Genomic DNA, 22,141 nt, shown 5'->3' on the forward strand with positions numbered 1-22,141 from the left:
CTCTTTCGGGATGCTTCTCATAGATATGCGTTATGCATTTTGACGGGCAGCGTGGCAGAAAGCCTGAGTAAAATCCAGTTGTGTCACTTGATTACGCGCAACTGTTGCCGTGGTGCCGCTGTTCCCGAGGTCAGGGCGTCGTAAGGGTCTTCGGTGGAGAGCATCATATCCACGACCTGCCGCAGCAGCGTGCGCCGCCCCTTGGCGGAATAGAACCCGCCCGGAATCTGGCTGGTTTCCAGCAGATAGTGGCGATAATCGCGATAGGCACGGGTATCGGGGCGTGCGGGGGTCGCGAAGAATTCGGGCAGGGGCTGGGTCGAGACGAATTCGGGTTTGTCGAACACCGCCCGCCCGAATGCCTTGAGCGGCAATCCCCGCCAGAGCACTTGCTGCGCTGCGGTCGAATTGACGGTAACGGCAGAGCGCGCCTGCGCCAGAAGATTGGCCAGCTTGCCGCCGCGCACGAAATGCACGCGCCCCCTGAGCCCGTAGCGGGCAACGCCCTCGCGGATGGCGGCCTCGATGGGCGCGCGCCCGTCTTCCAGCGGATGGGCCTTGAGCACCAGATGGTGGTGCGAGGGCGCCCCTTCGGCAAAGCCCCTCATCACCAGATCCAGAAATTCGGTCTGGCTTTTGAACGGGGAATGCATGACAAAACTGCTGTCATGTTCCAGTTGCATCAGAACGAGGTGATAGGGAAAGCCGCCATATTTCACCTGAGAGGTCGCGATCCAGCGCTGCACCATATGTAGGGGCATGCGGATCATGCGGCGCAGATAAAGGCGGAATTCGTCCAGCACGCTGACCCCGCGATGGGGGCGGAAATTGGGCCAGCGCCGCGCCCCCTTCATCACAAGGAAATGGTAGAGCGCGCCATAGAAGACATGCTGGCGCATATCTCCCCAGCGGGGCGGGGCATCGGGGAAGTCGATATCGGATTGAGCAAGGGCTGTGCGCATCTCGGCCACGCCCATGTCCATCAGCCGCGAATGCCCGTTCGAGCCGCCGCGCTCGTAGGTGACCCAATAGGGGCGCAGATAGCCTTCCTCGAAGACATGCACACGCAGGCCCTGCGCCCGTGCGGCAAGGATGGCCTGCGCGTGGATGGCGCGGGTGTCGCCATATAGCACGATATCGGTGATCCGTTTTTCCAGAAGCAGGTCCGAGACCGCTTCGGGCCAGTCCTCGGCTTTGCCCTGCCACGGGATGAAGCGGGCATCATCGTTCCAGAAGGCGGCATCCCCGCCGTTGAACCCCACACGCCAGACCGTGGCACCGGCGCGGCCCAGCATCTCGCCCAACTGGCGGAAGAAGGGGCCGTGCGGCCCTTGCAGAAGCAGGAAATGACGGTTGTCAAACAGGGGCATAGGCGGGACGGGTCCGGAACTGGTGACAGGCGGTACAACGGAGAATCGCGACAATTCCCTTGGGTAAGGTGAATATGTGTCATAAATCGGGCGGCTTGTAGATTATTATTTAGACATTCCGCCCGAAGGCGCGGTTGTGCCCAGATGATGTGCACATATGTAACGGCAGCAGTTCTTGCACCGCCCCCCTTGCCAAGTTAGGGGAAAGGGGACCGAAAAGGAGATCAGGATGTTCACCGGGATCATTACCGATATGGGCGAAGTTCTTGCGCTGGAACAGCAGGGCGACCTCTGGGCGCGGATCGGCACCTCTTACGATGTCGACACGGTGGATATCGGCGCGTCCATCGCCTGTGACGGGGTCTGCCTGACCGTGATCTCCAAGGGCAAGGATCCGCAGGACTGGTTCGATGTGCAGATCTCGGCGGAAAGCGTCGCCAAGACCAATATCGGGCGCAATTCCTGGCATGTCGGACGCCGCCTGAACCTTGAGCGCGCGCTGAAGGTGGGCGACGAGCTGGGCGGCCATATCGTGGCGGGCCATGTCGATGGCGTGGCCGAGATCGTGTCGATCCGCGACGAGGGCGACAGCTCGCGCTTTACCTTCCGCGCGCCTGATGATTTGGCGAAATTCATCGCGCCGAAAGGCTCGGTCACGCTGAACGGCACGTCGCTGACGGTGAATGAAGTGTCGGGCGCGGAATTCGGGGTGAATATCATTCCGCATACCAAGGAAGTGACGACATGGGGCGCGGCCAAAGCCGGTGACCCGATCAATATCGAGATCGATACGATGGCGCGTTACGTCGCGCGCTTGCAGGAGTGGAACGCATGAGCGAGATCAAACCCGTAGACAAATCCGGCACCCATGATGTTCCGGGCCCCGTCGAGGAAAGCTATCGCGAGGCGATCTCTTCCATCGAGGAAATCATCGAGGATGCCCGCAACGGGCGCATGTATATCCTTGTCGACCATGAAGACCGCGAGAACGAGGGCGATCTTTGCATTCCTGCGCAGATGGCGACCCCCGATGCGATCAATTTCATGGCGACCCACGGGCGCGGGCTGGTCTGCCTTGCGCTGACCTCGGATCGGGTGGATGCGCTGGGGCTGCCGTCGATGGCGGCCTCCAACAGCTCGCGTCAGGAAACCGCCTTTACCGTCTCGATCGAGGCCCGCGAGGGGATCTCGACCGGGATCTCGGCGCATGACCGTGCGCGCACCGTGTCGGTGGCGATCGACCCGATGAAAACGGGCGCCGATCTTGCCTCGCCGGGCCATGTCTTTCCGCTGCGCGCCCGTGATGGCGGAGTGCTGGTGCGGGCAGGCCATACCGAAGCCGTGGTCGATGTCTCGCGTCTGGCGGGGCTGAACCCGGCCGGTGTGATCTGCGAGGTGATGAAGGAAGACGGCACGATGGCCCGCCTTCCCGACCTGATCGCCTTCGGCCAGAAATACGGCATCAAGATCGGCACGATCTCCGATCTGATCGCCTATCGCCGCCGTTACGATAACCTTGTGACCCAGACGGCCCAGAAACCCGTGACCTCGGTGCATGGGGGCGATTGGGCGATGCGCGTCTTTACCGACGATCTGGAGGGCGCGGAACATATCGTGCTGTCCAAAGGGGATCTGACGGGCGGGACACCGGTGCTGGTGCGGATGCATTCGCTGGACCCGCTGGGCGATGCGCTGGGTCTGGTGCCGGGACGCGATGGCGATATCGGGCGCGCTCTGGAGGCGATTGCCGCCGAAGGCCGCGGTGTTTTTGTGGCGCTGCGCGATCCGGGAATGAAATTGCCGCTGGTGGGCGAAGACAGCCCCAGCACGCTGCGCCAATATGGTCTGGGGGCGCAAATTCTGGCAGCCCTCGGCCTGTCGAAAGTCGAGCTGCTGACCAATTCCCCCATGCCCAAAGTCGTCGGGATTGATGGCTACGGGCTCGAAATCTGCGCGACGCGTAAATACTGATAGGACAAGACGATGGCCGAATCCGAGACCCATTACACCCTTCCTGCGCCAAGCTTCGACAAGCCCGTGCGTATGCTGATCGTGGTGGCCCCTTATTACAAGGAGATCGCCGATAATCTGGTCAGGGGCGCGCGCGAGATGGCCGAAAGCTGTGGCGCGGTGGTCGATGTGATCGAAGTGCCGGGCGCGCTGGAAATTCCGACGGCAATCAAGCTGGCCGCCCGTATGGCCGATTACGACTGTTTCACCGCTCTTGGCTGTGTGATCCGTGGCGAGACCACGCATTATGAGACGGTCTGCAACGACAGTTCGCGCGCGATCCAGTTGATGGGGCTTGAGGGGATCCTGATCGGCAACGGCATTCTGACGGTGGAAAATTACGAACAGGCCGATGTCCGCGCCGACACCGCGCGGTCAAACAAAGGTGGCGGCGCGGCTGCTGCGGCCTTGCATTTGCTGGCTCTATCGCGCAAATGGGCGAACCGGACAAAAGGGATCGGCTTCCGCCCGCAAGGCGAGTCGTTCCGCATTGCCGGTGAAGCCGAAGGAAACCAGACCGCATGACCGAAGATATGCCCGCCGAAAAACCGCGCAAACCCTCGCTGGAGGAGAAGCGCCGTATGAAATCCGCAGCAAGGCTGTATGCCGTGCAGGCTCTGTTCCAGATGGAAGCGGGCGGGCTGTCTGTTGATAAGGTGCGGGCAGAATTTGAGAATTTTCGCTTTGGGGCGGTGATCGATGATGTCGAGATGTCCGAAGGCAATGTGGATCTGTTCCGCCGCATCCTCGATGATGCGGTGATGTGGCAGGGCAAGATCGATAAGGCCACCGATAAGGCGCTTCTGGAGAGCTGGCCGCTGAACCGGATTGATTCGGTTCTGCGGGCGCTGTTCCGTGCGGCAGGGGCCGAGCTGGTCAATCCGGCGACACCGCCGAAAGTTGTGATCAATGAATTCGTCGAAGTCGCGCGCGCTTTCTTCCCCGATGGTCGCGAGCCGAAATTCGTCAATGCGGTGATCGACAATATGGCCCGCCAGCTGCGCGACGATCTGGTCTGATCCGTTGTGCGACAGGTATTGCAGAAAGCCGGGGGGAGACCTCCGGCTTTTGCTTATCCGGCCAGTATATGGGGAAAGGCCAGTGTGCGGCGTTGCCGTGAGGGCAGGGCGGGGTGCCCAAGCCAGCAGGACGCATGACAGAGCTGCCACAAACGCCGCGCTCCTACCGTAACAGCGCCGGTCAGGCTGGCAGGCGCTTATGCCCGAGGGGTGCTCCGTCCGCGCTGTCCAGCCGCTGTTGTTGACCAATTTCTAAGCAAAAACAAAATCGGCTCTTGGTTTTTGAAATTGATGCGTTACATTGAATGTAACAACCGGAGGGAGCTGTCATGCCGCAACTCGTTCGTCTGTATATCCGTAACGTCCTGTTCGGATTTGCCCTTGCTGTTGCCTTTGTCGCAACGCTCCTGGCCTTTAACGTGGCCAATCTTTGGCAGCTTGTCTCGACCTCGGATATGGGCGTTCTGGCCGTAGTGATGCTGGTGGTTTTCAACACGATCGTTTTTGCGGGCGTGCAATTCGCGATCAACATCATGGCGATGGCCGAGGATGAGGATAAGCCGGCAGGTGGTCTGCGTCAGCACGATATGCAGTTGCAGCCGATTCCGGTTCGGGTTGACCCGCCAAGCCGTCTGCAACGCCAGCTCCGTCGCTGAGATATCCCTTTGTTCAAATTATAGGGCGCGCCTTGCGGTGCGCCTTTTTGCTGTGCAAAACTGGACGGGCAATGTTCGGCAGAGGAGGCGGATATGATTACCATTTTGCGTGAACATCCGGTGCAGGAAAATCTGGCGCTTTTGCATAAGCGACATTCCGACGCGATGCATGCCGATACACCTCCTGAGTCAATCCATATGCTGCCGCCCGATGCGCTGGCGGCACCGCAGGTCCGCTTTTTCGTCATGCGTCAGGAAGGCCGGGCAATTGGCATGGGGGCGTGGAAGGCGCATTCTGCCACGCTGGCGGAACTGAAATCCATGCATGTGCTATATGAAGAGCGCGGGCGCGGTCTGGCCCGTATGATGCTGCGCCACCTTCTGTCCGATATCCGCGAGGCGGGCTTTGCCGAAGTGCGGCTGGAGACAGGGTCGCAGGAAAGCTTTTCCGTCGCGCGTGCCCTGTACGAATCGGAGGGCTTTGTGACCTGCGATCCTTTCGCCGATTACCGCCTTGATCCGATGAGCGTCTATCTGGGACTGTCGCTGCACGCCTAGCCTTGTGTTTCGCACAAGACTTGCCGTGCTGGCAGGTCTCAGGGGCTGGGGCGCATTTGCGGGCGGGGCTAAAACAAGACCCGTGGCAGGGGATCTGCTGCGTGGCTGCATGGGGCAGGCCTGCGCAGTTTCCCAGCCCATGGAACCCAGAGATCCAGTTCCGCTGGGGTCCATTTCTGGCGGGGATCCTTTTCCCTTGGCAAGTTGACAATATGCGCGTTTTGTCTGATACGCTTTGAGAAAGTGCGGGCCGTTAGCTCAGCTGGATTAGAGCAGGGAACTTCTAATTCTCAGGTCGGGGGTTCGAGTCCTCCACGGCTCGCCAAAATTCCTCTTTTCTGCAAAGAGACCCGAGCGGCTGGCGCTTCGTGTCTTTGCGCCCCAAAGGGCCTCTGACGTCTATCGGGTTCCGGTCGTCGCGGGGCACAATCCCTGCGGTTTTTCAGAAAATTTCAAATTCAGGCTGAGGTGGCGGGCTGTGGCAGACGTCTATTCTCCAGCAACGCTCGTATGTCTGCGCGCGAGAAGATTTTGAACTGGGACCTATCCATGAAACTGAGCCGTCTTTCCTGCCGCCCTTATAGCCGTTTCTGCGTGAGTCTGGGTTTTCGAGTCATGGCGTCCACGGCCATACTCGGGGGGCTGCCGTGATTTCACCCGCAGGGGCACAGGTGACAGTGTCCTATGCGATTGCGCCGGGTCCGCTTGGGTCCGTGCTGACGCAATTCGGTCAGGCATCGGGGCTACAGATTTTCTATCCGGCGGATCTCGTTCGCGGGAAACGGTCATCGGGGGTTTCGGGGGCGCTGTCGGTGGATGCCGCTTTGGCAACTGTCCTGTCAGGGACGGGCCTTGTGTTCCAGTATACCAGCGAGAGCACCGTGACGCTTGTCGGCAATACGGGGGCGGGCACTCTCGGGGACGATGGCGCGGTGGCGCTTGATCCGATTCTGGTCGAGGGGGGCGGTCTTGCGCCTGCAACGCCGAATTCCGCGCTGATGTCGGATGATCCGCGTCTTCAGGCGGGCACAAAAACCGTTGTGACGGCAGAAGATCTGGCAAATGGCGGCAATACGAATGTGGCCGAGGCGATGAAAAGCGTGCCGGGCGTATTTGTGACAAATAACCAGATCAGCATCGGGGGGGCGGGCACTGATTACACCAAGATCATGATTGATGGTGTGCCGGTCACCACAGAGGAACTCAAGCAGAAGGGCGCATCCTATAAAGGCGATCTGGAATGGGTGCCGATGGATGCAATCGCGCGGATCGAGGTCATTCAGGGGCCGGGGGCTGCGCTTTACGGGTCCGGCGGTATCGGGGGGGTGGTCAATATCATCACCAAGAAGGACGATCAGGAGCGGCTGAAAGGCGCGCTTACGGCAGAATATTACGCCGCAACCGGTGATGAGACGGGATCGACCAAACGTGTCAGCGGCTCTGTCTCGGCACCTCTGATCAAAGGCGCTCTGAGCATGTCTTTATGGGGTGATTTTACCCGCCATGATGACGATGAAGATGGCGGGCAGCGCGAAAGCAAGGATCTCAAGGCACGGGTCCACTGGCGCCCTGATGATGCGCAGGATCTGACATTCGAAATCGGCCATTCCGACCAGAGCTATATGAAAGATACCGCAGAGGATGACGGTCTTAACGGGGTTGTCCGTGATACGCTGTCCCTGCGCCATAGCGGACAATGGAGCTTTGGCGAGGAAGCCCTGAGCCTGTTCTGGGAGAAATCGACAACGGATCTGGCGGTCAGCAATACCGATACCGTCACCACCTTGCAGCAGTCGGAAGACTATCGGACCTATGGTCTGGAAGGCACGCTGACCGATACCTACACGCTGGGCGGCATCGACCATGCGGTGGTCTATGGTCTTGAGGCGTCGCATGCGCGGCTGGCAGATGGCGGGCAGGGGAGCCTTTATTACAGCCCCGATGGCAGTGTTGCCGGCGGGGGAAGCACCTCGGATATGACCAAGCTCGGCCTTTATGCCAAAGACCAGATGTCGATCACCGACCGCTTCCGCATCGATACCGCATTGCGCTATGACTATAACAGCATCTACGGCGACCATCTCTCGCCGGTGGTGAATGCGGCCTATGACATCACTGATGCGCTGACCTTCAAAGCGGGGATCGGCAAGAGCTTCAAGGCACCCAATCTGCGCCAGTCGAATGAAGACTACCTCTATGCCGAATATAAGGCCAATCGCGGCATCATGACCTACTGGCTGGGAAATGACGATCTCAAGCCGGAACTGGCCACCAATTACATGGCCGGTTTCTATTATGATCAGGGGCCGATCACCGGCAGCGTCAGCGGTTTCCTCAATAACATTACCAACCGCATTCAGGGCAACGAGATCGGCACGTTCAACGGTGTGCGGGTCAAACAATATGTCAATGTCAACGAAGCCCGCACGAGCGGGATACAGGGCAATCTGAACTATGCGCTGAGCGACAGGCTGCAATGGAATACCACATTCTCGAAACTGCTTGAATCCAAAGACCTTGCAAGCGGGTCGGTGCTTTCGGAAGAGCCCGATATCAAGATCCATACGGAACTGTCATGGCAGGCGACGGACCGGCTGATGCTGACCGGCTCGATTGACCATTATGGCAAGCAGGTTGAAGTGACCGGCGAGGATAGCAGCGGTGAAGAACGTATTCCGGCCTATACCGTGGCCAATGTTCTGGCCAAATACACCCTGACGGACCATGCCTCGTTGAAAGCAGGGGTCAATAATATCTTTGATGAACAGCCCGACACCGATGCAGATTACACCGAGGATTCCCGCACCTACTTTATCTCGGCATCGCTTGATTTCTGACCGGAATGCCGGGGCATTGCAGAGTGTCTTTCAGAGTGTTTTTGTCGGGAATTTCGGTCGAAAATCTTGCAAACAGGCTTATGATAAGGTAGCCCATAGAAACCGGAGGAGCCTGACGCCACTTCAAACATTCGGGTGTTCTGGTGTCCAGCTTCCTTGCATCTTCAGGCAGGTCCGTGTCGGGTGTCGTGTCCCTTTCTCAGGGGGGCGCGTCAGGGCGATTGTGCCATGCCGGATGATCTCTCCCGTCGAAAGATACTCGGGGTTTTTCTGTCCAACTATCGGGCGATAACGCGGCGGGTGGCGGCAAGGTTGGGCAGTCCTGCGGATGCGGAAGATGTCCTTCAGGAAAGCTGGTTCAAGCTCCAGCGGTTAGGGGACGCTCCGCATGTCGCGCATCCGGCTTCCTTCGTCCATAGCGTGGTCAATAACGTCGCGAATGACTTCCTGCGGGCGCATAGCACGCGGGTGCGATACGAAACCGCACCGGAGATGGAGACCCAAAGCCGCCACGCGCCCTCGACGGAACAGGTCTATGATTACGCGCAAAGGCTGCGCAGGCTGCAAAGGGTGATCGCGTCCCTGCCACCGCGGCAAAGGCAGGCGTTCACGCTCCATAAGTTCGACGGGTTGTCGCATTCTGAGGTGGCTGCGGAAATGGGGATCAGCCGCAGCGCCGTCGAGAAACTGGTGATGAAATCCTTGCAGCGATGCCGTGACGAATTGGCAGGCGATCTAAAGGAAGATTAGGACACGGATGTGACGCATGTCATGAAGGAAGAGAACGCTGTGAAATCCGAGGCCCTTCATTGGTTTGTGACGCTCCACTCCAAAGAGGCGACAGAACAGGACCGGCAGGCTGCGGCGCATTGGTTGGCCAAAGATCCTGCGCATCGTGCCGAGTTCGAGGCCCTTGGGGATGTCTGGCGGGCTCTGGATGATGTGAAGGATCTTCCGGCTCCGGTGTTCCGAAGGCCGGTCAGCGCCAGTCGTCGGGCCTTTCTTTCGTCAGGTCTGGCGGCAGGGTTTGCGGCGGCAGGGCTGGGCTATGTGCACCACCGCATGGCCGCGCCGGTCCTGCAGGAGACCGGAATCGGGGAAATCCGTTCGGCGCAGCTCAGCGGTGGCACCGCAGTGGATCTGGATGCCGGAACGGCGCTTGCCGCCGAAGATCACGGCGGCGGCTGGCTGCGTCTGCGTCAGGGCCGCGCGCGGTTCCGCGTGGCCGAGAACGCGTCGCCGCTGCATCTGAAAGCCGGGCATGTCAGCCTGCAGGCGGGGGCAGGGGCGTATCAGCTGCATCTTTGGAAACATGCGCTGGCCGTAAGTGTGCAGGAGGGCGAGGCCCGTCTGGCGCATCCCCATGCGGGCAATCTGAAGATTGGCAGGCACCAGCAGGTGCTGCTGGAGGGCCATCACTGGGGCGCATGCCAACAATGGAGCCCGCAGACCGGTAATGCCTGGATGTCGGGGCGGTTCATTTTCGAGGATCAGCCTTTGGGCAGGGTTCTGGACGACCTTGGCCGCTATCGGCATGGCAAGGTAATCGTGATGGAACAGGCGCTGTTGCAGCTGCCGGTCAGCGGCGTCTTTGCCACACATCGCCCCGAGGACGTGCTCGCCGCCATCGAGGCAACCCTCCCCGTCAGACGCTACGCGCTGACCGACTATCTTGTGGTCTTGCGCGCGGCCTGAGGGCGCAAAGGGTCAGGTCGCAAAGCGCCCTCAGCTTGTTTCCTCCAGCAGCGCGTCGATAGAGACCCCGCGTTTGGCGGCCGCAATCTTTGCCGCTTCGCGGATCGCGGGACTGCGGCGCATCAGTTTACGGAAGCGTTTCTCGTCGAGTTCCAGAATGGTCGAGGGCGTGATCGCGCGCACATCAGTGCGGCGCGGCTTGCCTGTCAGCAGGGCCAGTTCGCCGAACATGTCGCCACGGCCCAAACGCGAGATCTGCCCCGCGGTTTCAAGCTCGACCGCGCCGGAGGCGATAAAGAAGACGCTGCGGGCATGGCTTTCCTTGCGCATGATCTTGTCGCCCGGGTCGAAATAGCGCGTGCGCAGGCTGCGGCCCAGAGGTTTGCGCACCGCGTCGTCGAGATCCTCGAACAGTCGCATCCGGCGCAGGATATCGGCCCGCTGCACCTGTAGATCCAGCATCGGGCGCTCTTCGGCCTGAAGCCTGCGCGCCGAGATATCCTGTATCAGCGAAATGAAGACTTCCTCGCTGATCAGGCCGTCCTCATGCATGATGTTATATTCGCGCTCTTCCATCCGCAGCGCGGTGCGGCGGATCAGGCGGCGCTCCAGTTCCTCGGCATAGCCGGGATATTGCAGCCTCAGGCCGAAGAGGGCGGTTTCGATATTTTCCACCCGACGGCCCAGTAATTCGCGCAGAAGGTCGGCCACGCGACGCCCGTGGATCCGGCGGATGCGGGCGTCGATGAAGGTGTCCAGATCACGCAGGATCATCCGTTCCGAGATCAGGCGTTCGAAACGGTCGGCGGTCAGCAGGGCCAGCGGGGCGGAGAAATGCGCGCGGTTATGCAGGAAGCTTGCGATGCGGAAGGCGCGCCCGTAAGACACCGCGCGTCGGGCGGCACGTTGATAGCCGGTCCGGCCATGCGTGCGGGCGCCCTCGATCAGATGGTCGGTCTGGCTCAGCGCGGCCTCGCCAATGCGCGCGGAAATCGAGCGGTCGCGCAGGCGGATCAGCACCTGTTCGCGCTCGAACCCCGCCAAGGCGATCAGACCCAGCGTGATGCGGTCACGGTCAAGGATATTGGCACCGGCCTCGGCCGAGCGCACGACCGCGTCCAGCCGCTCGCCGAAGCGCTTGGCCTCGGCCCGCACGATCTCGTGGTTCAGCTTGTAGTTGTCGCTGGATTTGGCGACATCTTCCCGCACGGTTTGCAGCGAAACGGCGATCACCTGATTGGCCAGCGCCTGATCCAGCGGGGACAGCTTGTCCAGCCCCAGCCGCCCGATCACGCTGCGCAGGGTTGTCCCTTGCACGATTAGGGTGAACAGGGTGAAGCCGGTGGCCAGAATACCGACCACGCGCTTGATCTCGACAGGGACCAGCGCGTTTTCGGTGACCGCCAGCGCCAGCGCCAATGTGACCGCGCCGCGCAGCCCGCCCCACAGGATCGCCACCCGATAGGGGCGTTCCACGACCGGCGAAAGGCGCAGCAGGGTCAGCACCGGCAGCAGGCCGAACAGGATCACCGCACGCGCCAGAATGGCGGCCAGCACCACGACCCCGATCAGCAGGAAGTCGGTGACTGTCGTGCCTTCAAGCAGCCGCGGGATCAGCAGCGCGGCGAGAATGAAGATCAGCGCCCCTGCCCAATGCGCCACCAGATCCCATGTCTCGCGCATATTGGTCCATGTCGTCGGCTCGATCCGGCGCGGGCCCGCCAGATTGAGCGTCAGCCCGGCGGCGACAACCGCAATCACCCCCGAGGCCCCGACAAGCTGTTCGGCGATGATATAGGCCAGATAGGGCAGCGCGACCGAAATCGACATCTGGGCCTGTTCATAGCGTGGAAACAGGCCCATGATCCGCAGGCCGATCTGCGACAGGATCCAGCCCGTCATGACGCCTCCGGCGATCAGCATCGGAAAGCGGCCAAGCGCCTCGCCCAGTTTGGGGTCCGGTACCCCCAGCATGACATAGCTGACAAACAGCCCGAAAAGCGCGATGGCGGCGGCATCGTTCAGCAGGCTCTCGCCTTCGATGATCCGCGCCAAGCGTTGCGGGGCCGAAAGCGAGCGGAAGATGCTGACCACAGCCGAAGGGTCCGTGGTCGAGACAATGGCGCCGACCAGAAGGCAGGCGGCCAGCGGCAGGCTGGAGGTATAGGACAGCGCATAGCCCACCGAGAGTGTCGCCACCACCACCGCCACCACGGCCATGACCAGAATGGGCACCCAGTCATCCAGCATCCGGCGCAGGTTCATGCCCAGCGTGACCTGAAACAGCAAGAGCGGCAGGAAGATATAGAGGAAGACATTCGCCCTGATCGGCAAATTCAGGATCGCCTCGGCCAGCGGGTTCAGCGCGTCGGTCAGGGTGGTCTGCAAAAAGAAGATGGCAGCGCTGCCGATCAGGATACCCAGCAGCGCGATGATCACGGAATAGGGCAGGCGCAAACGCGCGGCCAGAGGTTCGGCAATGCCGATCACAAAGAAAAGCGATGCGATGACCGCGACGATGATAACGATTTCCATGACCCGAATGATAGCGGCTGACAATGGCCCTTTGAAGGCGGTTTCGCAGGGCCTTCTGGCAGGCAGGGGAAAGGGGGAGGGGTGGCTAGATATGAAAGCAGCCGCCGAAGATCGGCGGCTGCGCTATTGGCTTTCCGGCCGAGACAGGCAGGTAGGCGCCTTAGTCGCGGTTCCCCATGAGCTGCAAGAGCATCATGAACAGGTTGAGGAAGTCCAGATAGAGGCTCAGCGCCCCCATGATGGCCGCTTTGCCAAGGAAGTCCTCGCCCGAATGGGCCATTTCGATATAGGTCGCTTTGATCTTCTGGGTGTCATAGGCGGTGAGGCCCGCGAAGATCAGCACGCCCAGCACGGACACCGCAAAGGCAAGCGCCGAGCTGGCGATGAAGATGTTGACGATCGAGGCCACGATGAGGCCGATCAGACCCATCATCAGGAACGAACCCATAGCCGACAGGTTACGTTTGGTGGTGTAGCCATAAAGCGAGAGCGACGCGAAGGCGATGGCCGTCACGAGGAAGGTCTGCGCAATGGAAACGCCGGTGAAGACAAGGAAGATCGACGAGATCGAGGCACCGACAAGGGCGGCATAGACCCAGAACACCAGCTGCGCCGCACCAACCGACATGCGGTGGATCGTGGCCGAGAACAGGAAGACCACGGCCAGCGGGGCCAGCATCACCACCCATTTCAGCGGCGAGGTGTAAAGCAGCGCGCCGAACTGGGTCAGCATGGTGCCATTGCGCATGGTGCCGACGGCCATCGACGGATCATTGGTCATTGCAAGACCGGCCAACGCCCATGCCACGACCCCGGTGATCAGCATCGCTGCCGACATCAGCCCGTAGACCTTGTTCATATGAGCGCGCAGACCTTCGTCGATCAGCGCCTGACGCGTACCGGCATTGGTGCGCATCGTGTTAAAACCAGCCATCAAATCCCTCCATGAAGCGGCGCGCGCCTCGTGTGGCACGCTTGTCGTCTGCCGATATTGGCAGGCTTGCTGATCATTTCAAGAGAGAGTCGCTGCGGTTTTGGCCGGAAAAGAGGTTAACCGGAGAGTTTTTCACGCGGATGTGGAAGGTGCCATCCGGATGACCAGCTTTCCGGTCGAGCGGCGGCTGCGCAGCATTTCAAAGGCCTCCTCGATCTGGGCAAGATCGAAGACATGCGAGATATGCGGGGTCAGCAGCCCCTTGGCGTGATCTTGCATCACGGCTTCGACAGAGCTGCGGAACATCTCCGGATCAATCTGCCGCATTCCGCCCCAATAAAGGCCGAGAATGGAGATGTTCTTGACCAGCGCGTGATTCAGCGGCAATTCGGGCGGAGTGCCGCCCGCAAAGCCGATCAGCAGAAAGCGTCCGCCCGGTTTGAGCGCGCGAAACGCGGCCTCGCCCAACGCGCCGCCCACGGCATCATACACAACATCCACACCGCCCAGTTCTTTCAGGCGGGCTTTCAGGTCGGCGCTTTCGCTATCCAGCGTGATCGCCGCGCCTGCTGCGCGCGCCACCGCGCATTTTTCTGCCCCGCGGGCCACGGCAATGACCTTTGCGCCAAGCCTTGCGCCGATTTCCACGGCGGTCAGCCCGACCCCGCCAGCCGCTCCGATGACGGCCAGCGTCTCGCCGCTACGCAAGCCCGCCTTCCGGTCCAGCGCGAGATGCGAGGTGCCATGCGCGATCAGCAGGCCCGCGGCCTCCAGATAGGATGTGCCCTGCGCAAGCGGAATGCAGCTTTCTTCGGGGAAGCAGCCATAGTCCGCCAGCCCCCCTTGACCGGCATAGATCACAACGCGCGTGCCCAGCGGGGTCGATGTGCCTTCGCCGCAGCCTACGACCTCGCCCGCGCATTCCAGCCCCAAGGTGAAGGGCGGGGCGGGGGTGTCCTGATAACGCCCCTGCATCATCAGCAGATCGGCGAAATTCAGACCACAGGCATGGATGCGGATTTTCAGCTCTCCTGCGGCGGGAACCGGATCAGGCAGGGAGCGGACCTGCGGCACCGCAGAAAAGTCGTGAATTTGATAGGCTTTCATAGGGCTCTTCCGTCGCATTCGGGATCGGGCAAGCCTATAATCTGAGTCGTGCAGCGCAAGCGGTTTAGAATGATTCGTATTGGAATTACGTATAACCAAAATTTTGACACATTTGCATTTTGCGATGCAAATTGCGAAACACGCTGAGGGAGAGGGGGGGTAAATTAGGCTCGCTTTAAGCTTCGCGACGATAAAATTTAAGAAAGCGACGCAAAGATTAACTTTGTTTAGGCTTTTTATACCAGTTTTGACGACCATTTGTGAGGAAATGCCGCCCTATGCGTGTGCGTACGTGCTAGGTTCCTTTTTGTAGTGTTGTAAGGACGATTGAATGAAACACCCAGTTGATGCCCATGTGGGCAAACGTATTCGCCATCGTCGCTGGATGATTGGCGTTACGCAGCAACAACTTGCTGACAAGGTTGGAATCAAATTTCAACAGATCCAGAAATACGAGACCGGCATGAACCGTGTTTCGGCATCGCGTCTTTGGGACATCTCGGAAGCGCTGGATGTGCCGATTTCCTTCTTCTTTGAAGGGCTGGAAGGCCGTGTCGAGAAGAAAGAGGTCGAAGGCGATATCTTGGCGGATAAGGAAGCACTGGCTCTGGTGCGCTCCTATTACGCGATTCCGGAAGAGCAGCGCCGCCGCCTGTTCGATCTGGCCAAGGTTCTCTCGGCGTCGTCTGCCGCGTGATCTTGCGATCCTGCGCGTTATGTCGTCCGGCCTGTCTGGGCCGGGCTAGGGCGTGGGGTGGCACGTCTTACGAGGCGCGGCATCATGCCTTGCCTTGACCTCCCGAAGGTGGCTCTGTACCGCTTGAACAAAAGCGGGAGTGCGCGATGAAAAAGCCTTTGGATATCACATCTCTTGAAGCCGATGCCTTGCTTGATCTTGCGCAGCGGCTTGCGGATGCGGCGCGTGTGGAAACATTGGCGCGGTTTCGTCCGCTTGGTGGCATTGCTGCGGCCAATAAGGATGCGGGCGGCTTCGATCCGGTGACAGAAGCGGATCGCGCGGCAGAAGCCGCGATGCGCGCCATTCTGGCAAAAGAACGTCCGAATGATGGTATTTACGGGGAAGAGCAGGGGCAATCGCTTGGCACAAGCGGCTATGTCTGGGTGCTTGACCCGATTGACGGCACGCGTGGTTTCATGTCGGGCACACCCACTTGGGGCGTGCTGATCGGTTTGGCGCAGGTGGTTGACGGTGCCTTGGGCGCGCCGTTCCTTGGGGTCGTGGACCAACCCTATATTGGCGAGCGGTTTATCGGCGGTCTGGGGCAGGCGCGGCTGATCGGGCCGCATGGAGAATTTCCGCTCAAGACGCGCGCAGCGGCTCCGCAGGCGCTGGCCGATGCGGTGCTGTTCACGACGTTCCCCGAAGTGGGCACGGCCGCAGAAGGCGCGGCTTTCCGGCAGGTATCACAAGCGGCCAAGCTGACCCGTTACGGGATGGACTGCTATGCCTATGCGCTTCTGGCGGCAGGGCAGATCGACCTGGTGATCGAGGCCCAGCTGCATCCATACGACATTCAGGGGCCGATGGCCGTGGTCGAGGCAGCAGGCGGTCTGGTGACCGACTGGCAGGGCGGTCCGGCGCATCTGGGCGGGCAGGTGATTGCTGCGGCAAACCCCGAGGTTCATGCCGCAGCGCTGGCGCTTCTGAACGCCTGATCCCTTCGCCCTGCACGCTTTCCCCTGCAAATGTGCAAACGGCACTTGCAGGGGGGCTCCCTTATTTCCAGCAGCTTACATGAACAACCAGACCTTGCGCCGCCCGCGTGAGGTCTTCGGTGGCAATGGCCCCATGAGGCTCTGCCGCGTTCGGGGCTGTGCCCATGCGGGCCATCGCATCGGCCATTGGCTGGGCTTGTAGTGCCACCGACAGATCTTCGGGCAGGATCTTGTCGTCTGCGGTGGTCTTGGGCAGCACCATGCCGATCACCGCGCCCGAGCTGTCCAGCACGGGGCCGCCGACATCGCCAGGCAGGCTGCGCAGGGCCAGACGTGCCTGCTGGGGGTCGTTCTCCAGCCCCTTGAGCGCCGTGAGCGTTCCGAAGCTGAGCACCGGTGCCGAAAGCGCCTCGGGATAGGAGAACCCTGCCACGGCGATATCGGCCCCCGGCGCGGTTTGTGCCGTCTGGAATTTGGCAACCTGACGGGGCGATAGCGGTTTTTCCGGCGTCAGCAGGGCCAGCCCCAGATCCTTGTCCTGTGCCGTCAGCTTGGCCTTGCCATCCTCGATGGTCAGGCGCGTGCAACTGTCGATACCGGCGGCGGCGGTGGCGACCGTTCCGTGGCTGTCCACATAAAAGCCTGACCGCGCAAAGGCCGGTTTGCGGATGTCGAGCCCGCTGGTCAGATCTTCGCGGCTAACGGTCATCGGCTTGCCCAAGGTCGGGTCCAGTGCCTGATTGCCGAAGGGCTGGAAGTTCTGCTGCATGGCGTTCAGCACGCGTGCGCGCTGTGCCATATCGCCATTTGCGGGCCAGACCAGCGTAAAGCCCTTGATCAGACCGCCCGATAGAGCCGCCTGTGTATAAGAGACAATCCTGTCGTTTCGTCCCTCGATATGGAACGCGGTCGCGGTCCGGGCGCGCGGCCCTTCCATCGGGACCATTTCCTGACGCTGCATCACATCATATAGCGCGCCGAGGTTCTTGGCGTCGCCCTGACGCGAGATCAGCAGCACCGACACCCCCGACCCGTCCTTCGGGCCATAGGTCACGAACGGCGCGTCATAGCCTTTGAACGCCACCAGACCGGTGGGCAGGGCAATACGGATGCCGGCATCGTTATTCTCGACGATCTCCAGCCCGAGTTCGGCGCGTTCCTTTTCGACTTGGGCCAGAAGGGCGGCCTGCTGGGCGGATGTCAGCACGCCTGTCGGCTCTTCGCCCTGTGCGCTCTGCCAAGCGGCAATCGAGCTGCGCGTGCCCGGACCGAAAGACGCATCCAGTCGACCGGTATAGACGCCCTGCCACGAGAGCGCATCCTGAATGGCCATCTTCTCGTCGCGCGTCAGAAGGGATTCGCGCTGACGGGACTGGGCCAGCGTTTCGACCGGCGGGGCCTCTTGTGCCACAGTAGGATCGGGCTGTGCGGGGGGCGGCTGGACAAGAGCGGACGTTTCAGACGGGCTTTGCGCGGGCTCTGTGCCCGTTTCGGTGGCCGGTATGGTGGCCGGTGTGGTGGGTGTCGCAGGCTGCGATGCCGCGGCCTCGGGAAGGGCGGTCATCTCGCCCACGGGGGCAATCGGATCGCCCGCGCTAACGGGTGCATCCTGCGGGGTCTGTGGGGCCGTGGCCTGAGACGTTGGAACTTGCTGGAAGCGCGCGCCGACTGGCCAGAACTGCTGGCGGTAATTGGCCCCGTCGGTGACATAGGAATCAGAGGGGATCAGCCCCTCGCGTTGCAGCAGGCGGCGGCGGTCATTGGCGGCCTCGCGTGTGTCGAACGGACCGACGGAAATGGCATACCATCCGGTGGTCATCGCAAAGCCCGCCAGATCGGGCAGGCTGGACCAACCGCGTGCCGATTGTTCGGCCTGTGCCAGCGAGGGCTGGGCTTCGATCTGCAGCCACAGGGGGGCCGCCCATGCTGCGCCTGCCCAGACCATTCCCGTCAGGCTGGCCCCGACCATCATCGACACAGCTTTGCGCATAACCCTCATTATAATTCCTGCCCTGTTCAAAATTGCAAAGTCGGCGCAAATTAGCAGGGTTTTGGCCCGCGTCATCCCTTAAAGCCGGTGCGGTTGTCCAAGGCTGCGTGTTGTTGCACGTTGACCCCGCTTGCGGGCTTGCCTATCAGGCATAGGCAAGTTTCGATGACAGATCCGTCTGGGAGAGTTCGCATGTCAGATGCCACCGCCACCAAACCCGCCGCGCCGCGGTCGTTTCAGGAGATTATCCTGCGGCTGCAAGCCTATTGGGCGGGCAAGGGCTGCGCGATCATGCAGCCCTATGACATGGAAGTAGGGGCGGGCACCTTCCACCCTGCGACCACGCTGCGTTCGCTTGGCTCCAAGCCTTGGGCCGCCGCCTATGTGCAGCCCTCGCGCCGTCCGACCGATGGCCGTTACGGGGAAAACCCCAACCGCCTGCAGCATTACTACCAGTATCAGGTGCTGATCAAACCCAGCCCGCCGGATCTGCAAGAGCTCTATCTGGGCTCGCTGCGCGCGATTGGCATCGATATCGACCTGCATGACATCCGTTTTGTGGAAGACGACTGGGAATCCCCGACGCTGGGCGCTTGGGGTCTGGGCTGGGAAGTCTGGTGCGACGGCATGGAAGTGTCGCAGTTCACCTATTTCCAGCAGGTCGGCGGCCATGACTGCCACCCCGTTTCGGGCGAGCTGACCTATGGTCTGGAGCGTCTGGCGATGTATGTGCTGGGCATCGACCATGTGATGGATATGCCCTTCAACGACCCCGACGCGCCGATCGCGCTGAAATATGGCGATGTCTTCAAGCAGACCGAGCAGGAATATTCCCGCTGGAACTTCGATGTGGCCGATACCGATATGCTCTTGCAGCACTTCAAGGATGCCGAAGCCGAATGCGAGCGTATTCTGGCCCAAGCCGATGAAGACAGCGTCGAGCGCCGGATCATCATGGCCCATCCCGCCTATGATCAATGCATCAAGGCCAGCCACCTCTTCAACCTGCTGGATGCGCGCGGCGTGATCTCGGTCACCGAGCGTCAGGCCTATATCGGGCGGGTGCGGGCGCTGGCCAAGCAATGCGCCGATGCCTTTGTGCGCACGCCCGCAGGCGGCGCGGCCTGATCATGGCGGCTTGGCACAGGATACCGGCCCTTGTGGCTCTGGCGGGGGGAACCGCCTCTCTCGCGCTTGCGGCGACCCCGCAGGCGCAGGAGATCCGTCTTGTGTCGATTTCGTCAGGCCAGCCCGAGCCGATCCTGACGGACGGTCTCAAAACCACGCAGGATGCCTTGGCCGCGGATTATCGGGGCTGTTTCACCACGCCCCTCAGCCTTGGCATGCTGACCGAAACTTTCACCGTAGACCCTCTGGCCAAGCCCGAGCCGGACACCCGTGGGCTGTCCTGCTATGATCCGGCCCGCCTGACCGAGGATCTGCGCACAGGCGAGGCTGTGGCCTTCCTGTCCGAACCCGACATCACCCCCGGTATGGACCGGGTGGTGGCCATTTATTCCGATGGCCGGGCCTATGCCTGGCATCAGCGACACGCCGCGGAGAATTGACATGCCCGATCTTCTAATCGAACTCTTTTCCGAGGAAATTCCCGCGCGGATGCAGGGCCGCGCGCGCGAGGACCTCAAGAAGCTTGTGACCGACGGGCTGGTCGAGGCGGGCCTCACCTACGCCTCGGCGGGGGCGTTTTCCACCCCGCGTCGCCTTGTGCTGACGCTGGAGGGCCTGTCGAAAGAGAGCCCGACCCTGCGCGAGGAACGCAAAGGCCCCAAGGTTGGCGCGCCCGAGAAAGCGGTTGAGGGCTTCCTGCGCTCGACCGGTCTGACGCTGGCCCAGCTGGAGATCCGCGACGAGAAAAAGGGGCAGGTTTATTTTGCCGTCGTCGAGAAAGAGGGCCGTCCGGCGCCTGCGATCATTGCCGAAGTGCTGGAAAAGACCATCCGCAATTTCCCTTGGCCGAAGTCGATGCGCTGGGGGGCTGGCTCCTTGCGTTGGGTGCGCCCGCTGCATTCGATCCTGTGCCTTTTGTCCGATGAAAGCGGCGCCGAAGTGGTTGAGCTGGATATCGACGGCATCAAGTCGGGCAATACGACCGAAGGCCACCGCTTTATGGCGCCGGGCCGTTTTGCTGTGACGGGCTTTGAGGATTACTGCGCCAAGCTGGCGGCGGCATCCGTCGTTCTGGACAGTGCCGAGCGTGAACAGACCATCTGGCATGACGCCGAGCAGATGGCCTTCGCCCGTGGGCTAGAGCTGGTGGCTGACCGTGGCCTGCTGACCGAGGTGGCGGGGCTTGTCGAATGCCCCGTGGCGCTGATGGGCGAGATCGACGCGGAATTCCTCGAACTGCCGCCCGAGGTGCTGCAGACCTCGATGAAAGAGCACCAGAAGTTCTTCTCGGTGAAAAACCCGAAAACCGGCCGGATCGAGGGCTTTGTCACCGTGGCCAACCGCCAGACGGCGGATCATGGCGCGACCATCCTGAAGGGCAACCAGAAGGTGCTTTCGGCGCGTTTGTCGGATGCCAAATTCTTCTGGGAAAACGACAACCGTCTGGTGAAAACCGAAGGCCTGTCGGGCATGGGCGCGGGTCTGGCCGATGTGACCTTCCATAACGCGCTTGGCTCTCAGGCCGACCGCATCGCACGGATCGCGGCACTGGCCGGTGAGATTGCGGATAAGGTCGGCGCGTCGCCCGATCTGGCCCGCGAGGCCGCCCAAGTCGCCAAGGCCGATTTACGCTCGGAAATGGTCTATGAATTCCCCGAACTGCAGGGGATCATGGGGCGCTATTATGCGCAACGTGCGGGTCTGCCCGAGGCCGTGGCCGATGCCTGCCGCGACCATTACTCGCCGCTGGGTCCGTCCGATGATGTGCCCACCGCGCCGGTGACGGTGGCCGTGGCTCTGGCCGATAAGATCGACACGCTGACGGGCTTCTGGGCGATTGACGAAAAGCCCACCGGTTCCAAAGACCCCTTTGCGCTGCGCCGTGCGGCTTTGGGGGTGATCCGCCTGATCCTGACCAATGAGCTGCGTCTGAACCTGCTGGAGGTCTTTGCCAAAGGCTATGAGGGCGCGGACGGGGGCGATCTTCTGTCCTTCTTCCATGACCGCCTGAAGGTCTATCTGAAGGATCAGGGCATCCGCCATGATGTGATCGATGCGGTTCTGGCGATGCCCGGAAATGATGACCTGACGCTGCTGGTCAACCGTGCCGAGGCGCTGTCGGGCTTCCTGAAAACCGATGATGGCGAGAACCTGATCCAGGGCTACAAGCGCGCGAACAACATTCTGGCGCAGGCCGAAGAGAAGGATGGCGTTGAATACAGCTTCGGCGCGGATGTGAAATTTGCCGAAGGCCCCGAGGAGAAGGCGCTGTTTGCCGCCCTTGATAAGGCCGAGGCCGAGATCACGCCCGCGATGAAAGCCGAAGAATTCGCAAGCGCGATGGGGGCGATGGCGCAGCTTCGCGCGCCGATCGATGCGTTCTTCACCGCCGTGCAGATCAATTCCGACAACCAGATCGTGCGCCGGAACCGTCTGAACCTGCTCTCGCGTATTCGTCAGATCTGTCTCTCGGTGGCCGATCTGAACCGAATCGAGGGCTAAGTGCTTTATCTGCCTGCTATTTTTCAAGCGGGTTGGTTTGGTAAAAAGTTGTTCATGCGAAACCGGCGGCACATGCTTTGCGTGCCTCCGGTTTTCATGTATGCTGCACCTGCAAAATAGGGC

At 61.1% G+C, this 22,141-nt stretch carries 19 protein-coding genes and 1 tRNA gene; 15 read left to right on the top strand and 5 right to left on the bottom strand.

What is annotated here, in order from left to right; all coding sequences use genetic code 11:
- Positions 1-83: 83 nt before the first annotated feature.
- The gene (locus WDB86_RS13930; protein ID WP_339107910.1) at positions 84-1,370 is read right to left on the bottom strand and encodes a capsule biosynthesis protein CapA; all 1,287 of its coding nucleotides are present in this window, start codon (positions 1,368-1,370) and stop codon (positions 84-86) included.
- 229 nt (positions 1,371-1,599) lie between these two features.
- On the opposite strand from WDB86_RS13930, the gene WDB86_RS13935 reads away from it, so the two are divergent.
- The 10 genes from WDB86_RS13935 to WDB86_RS13980 all read left to right on the top strand — a co-directional run bounded on the left by WDB86_RS13935 (position 1,600) and on the right by WDB86_RS13980 (position 10,145).
- On the top strand, positions 1,600-2,205 hold the full coding sequence (locus tag WDB86_RS13935; protein ID WP_339107909.1) for a riboflavin synthase: 606 nt from the start codon (positions 1,600-1,602) through the stop codon (positions 2,203-2,205).
- Positions 2,202-3,341: a 3,4-dihydroxy-2-butanone-4-phosphate synthase gene (gene ribB / locus WDB86_RS13940; RefSeq protein ID WP_406721139.1), complete on the top strand. Its 1,140-nt coding sequence runs from the start codon at positions 2,202-2,204 to the stop codon at positions 3,339-3,341. The genes WDB86_RS13935 and ribB overlap by 4 nt, the downstream gene beginning before the upstream one ends.
- A 12-nt stretch (positions 3,342-3,353) precedes the next feature.
- Positions 3,354-3,905: a 6,7-dimethyl-8-ribityllumazine synthase gene (locus WDB86_RS13945; protein WP_339107907.1), complete on the top strand. Its 552-nt coding sequence runs from the start codon at positions 3,354-3,356 to the stop codon at positions 3,903-3,905.
- Positions 3,902-4,399, top strand: a complete 498-nt coding sequence (gene nusB, locus WDB86_RS13950) for a transcription antitermination factor NusB (protein ID WP_339107906.1) — start codon at positions 3,902-3,904, stop codon at positions 4,397-4,399. Before WDB86_RS13945 ends, nusB begins: the two co-directional genes overlap by 4 nt.
- 329 nt (positions 4,400-4,728) lie before the next feature.
- Positions 4,729-5,055, top strand: a complete 327-nt coding sequence (locus WDB86_RS13955) for a hypothetical protein (RefSeq protein ID WP_406736190.1) — start codon at positions 4,729-4,731, stop codon at positions 5,053-5,055.
- Positions 5,056-5,148: 93 nt separating this feature from the next.
- Positions 5,149-5,613: a GNAT family N-acetyltransferase gene (locus WDB86_RS13960; protein WP_339107904.1), complete on the top strand. Its 465-nt coding sequence runs from the start codon at positions 5,149-5,151 to the stop codon at positions 5,611-5,613.
- A 247-nt stretch (positions 5,614-5,860) separates the two neighbouring features.
- Positions 5,861-5,938, top strand: a tRNA-Arg gene (locus WDB86_RS13965).
- Between the two features lie 322 nt (positions 5,939-6,260).
- Positions 6,261-8,450: a TonB-dependent receptor domain-containing protein gene (locus WDB86_RS13970; protein WP_406736191.1), complete on the top strand. Its 2,190-nt coding sequence runs from the start codon at positions 6,261-6,263 to the stop codon at positions 8,448-8,450.
- Positions 8,451-8,678: 228 nt separating this feature from the next.
- Complete coding sequence (locus WDB86_RS13975) at positions 8,679-9,200, top strand: RNA polymerase sigma factor (RefSeq protein ID WP_406736192.1); 522 nt, start codon at positions 8,679-8,681, stop codon at positions 9,198-9,200.
- A 9-nt stretch (positions 9,201-9,209) separates the two neighbouring features.
- Positions 9,210-10,145: a FecR family protein gene (locus tag WDB86_RS13980; protein ID WP_406736193.1), complete on the top strand. Its 936-nt coding sequence runs from the start codon at positions 9,210-9,212 to the stop codon at positions 10,143-10,145.
- 30 nt (positions 10,146-10,175) lie between these two features.
- On the opposite strand, the gene WDB86_RS13985 is transcribed toward WDB86_RS13980, so the two are convergent.
- The 3 genes from WDB86_RS13985 to WDB86_RS13995 form a co-directional block, all read right to left on the bottom strand.
- A complete protein-coding gene (locus WDB86_RS13985) occupies positions 10,176-12,680 on the bottom strand; it encodes a cation:proton antiporter (RefSeq protein WP_406736194.1) in 2,505 nt (834 codons plus the stop codon).
- Between the two features lie 160 nt (positions 12,681-12,840).
- Complete coding sequence (locus WDB86_RS13990) at positions 12,841-13,614, bottom strand: Bax inhibitor-1/YccA family protein (protein ID WP_339107899.1); 774 nt, start codon at positions 13,612-13,614, stop codon at positions 12,841-12,843.
- Between the two features lie 132 nt (positions 13,615-13,746).
- On the bottom strand, positions 13,747-14,721 hold the full coding sequence (locus WDB86_RS13995; protein WP_406736195.1) for an NADPH:quinone oxidoreductase family protein: 975 nt from the start codon (positions 14,719-14,721) through the stop codon (positions 13,747-13,749).
- A 331-nt stretch (positions 14,722-15,052) separates the two neighbouring features.
- Between WDB86_RS13995 and WDB86_RS14000 the strand changes: the two genes are divergently transcribed.
- Positions 15,053-15,418, top strand: a complete 366-nt coding sequence (locus WDB86_RS14000) for a helix-turn-helix transcriptional regulator (protein ID WP_339107897.1) — start codon at positions 15,053-15,055, stop codon at positions 15,416-15,418.
- 146 nt (positions 15,419-15,564) lie between these two features.
- On the top strand, positions 15,565-16,398 hold the full coding sequence (locus WDB86_RS14005) for an inositol monophosphatase family protein (protein ID WP_339107896.1): 834 nt from the start codon (positions 15,565-15,567) through the stop codon (positions 16,396-16,398).
- A 61-nt stretch (positions 16,399-16,459) separates the two neighbouring features.
- On the opposite strand, the gene WDB86_RS14010 is transcribed toward WDB86_RS14005, so the two are convergent.
- The gene (locus tag WDB86_RS14010; RefSeq protein WP_406736196.1) at positions 16,460-18,397 is read right to left on the bottom strand and encodes a trypsin-like peptidase domain-containing protein; all 1,938 of its coding nucleotides are present in this window, start codon (positions 18,395-18,397) and stop codon (positions 16,460-16,462) included.
- 183 nt (positions 18,398-18,580) lie between these two features.
- On the opposite strand from WDB86_RS14010, the gene WDB86_RS14015 reads away from it, so the two are divergent.
- From WDB86_RS14015 to glyS, 3 genes are read left to right on the top strand one after another with little or no spacing between them, the layout of a single operon-like run.
- Positions 18,581-19,516 carry a glycine--tRNA ligase subunit alpha gene (locus WDB86_RS14015; protein ID WP_406736197.1) on the top strand — a complete coding sequence of 312 codons (936 nt, stop codon included), beginning with the start codon at positions 18,581-18,583 and terminating at the stop codon, positions 19,514-19,516.
- A 2-nt stretch (positions 19,517-19,518) separates the two neighbouring features.
- The gene (locus WDB86_RS14020; protein ID WP_406736198.1) at positions 19,519-19,956 is read left to right on the top strand and encodes a DUF6446 family protein; all 438 of its coding nucleotides are present in this window, start codon (positions 19,519-19,521) and stop codon (positions 19,954-19,956) included.
- 1 nt (position 19,957) lies between these two features.
- Entirely contained in the window at positions 19,958-22,018 is a 2,061-nt protein-coding gene (gene glyS / locus WDB86_RS14025; protein ID WP_406736199.1) for a glycine--tRNA ligase subunit beta, read from the top strand.
- Positions 22,019-22,141: the final 123 nt, after the last annotated feature.

The sequence above is a fragment of the Thioclava sp. GXIMD4215 genome (assembly GCF_045291555.1).
GTDB lineage: Bacteria > Pseudomonadota > Alphaproteobacteria > Rhodobacterales > Rhodobacteraceae > Thioclava > Thioclava litoralis.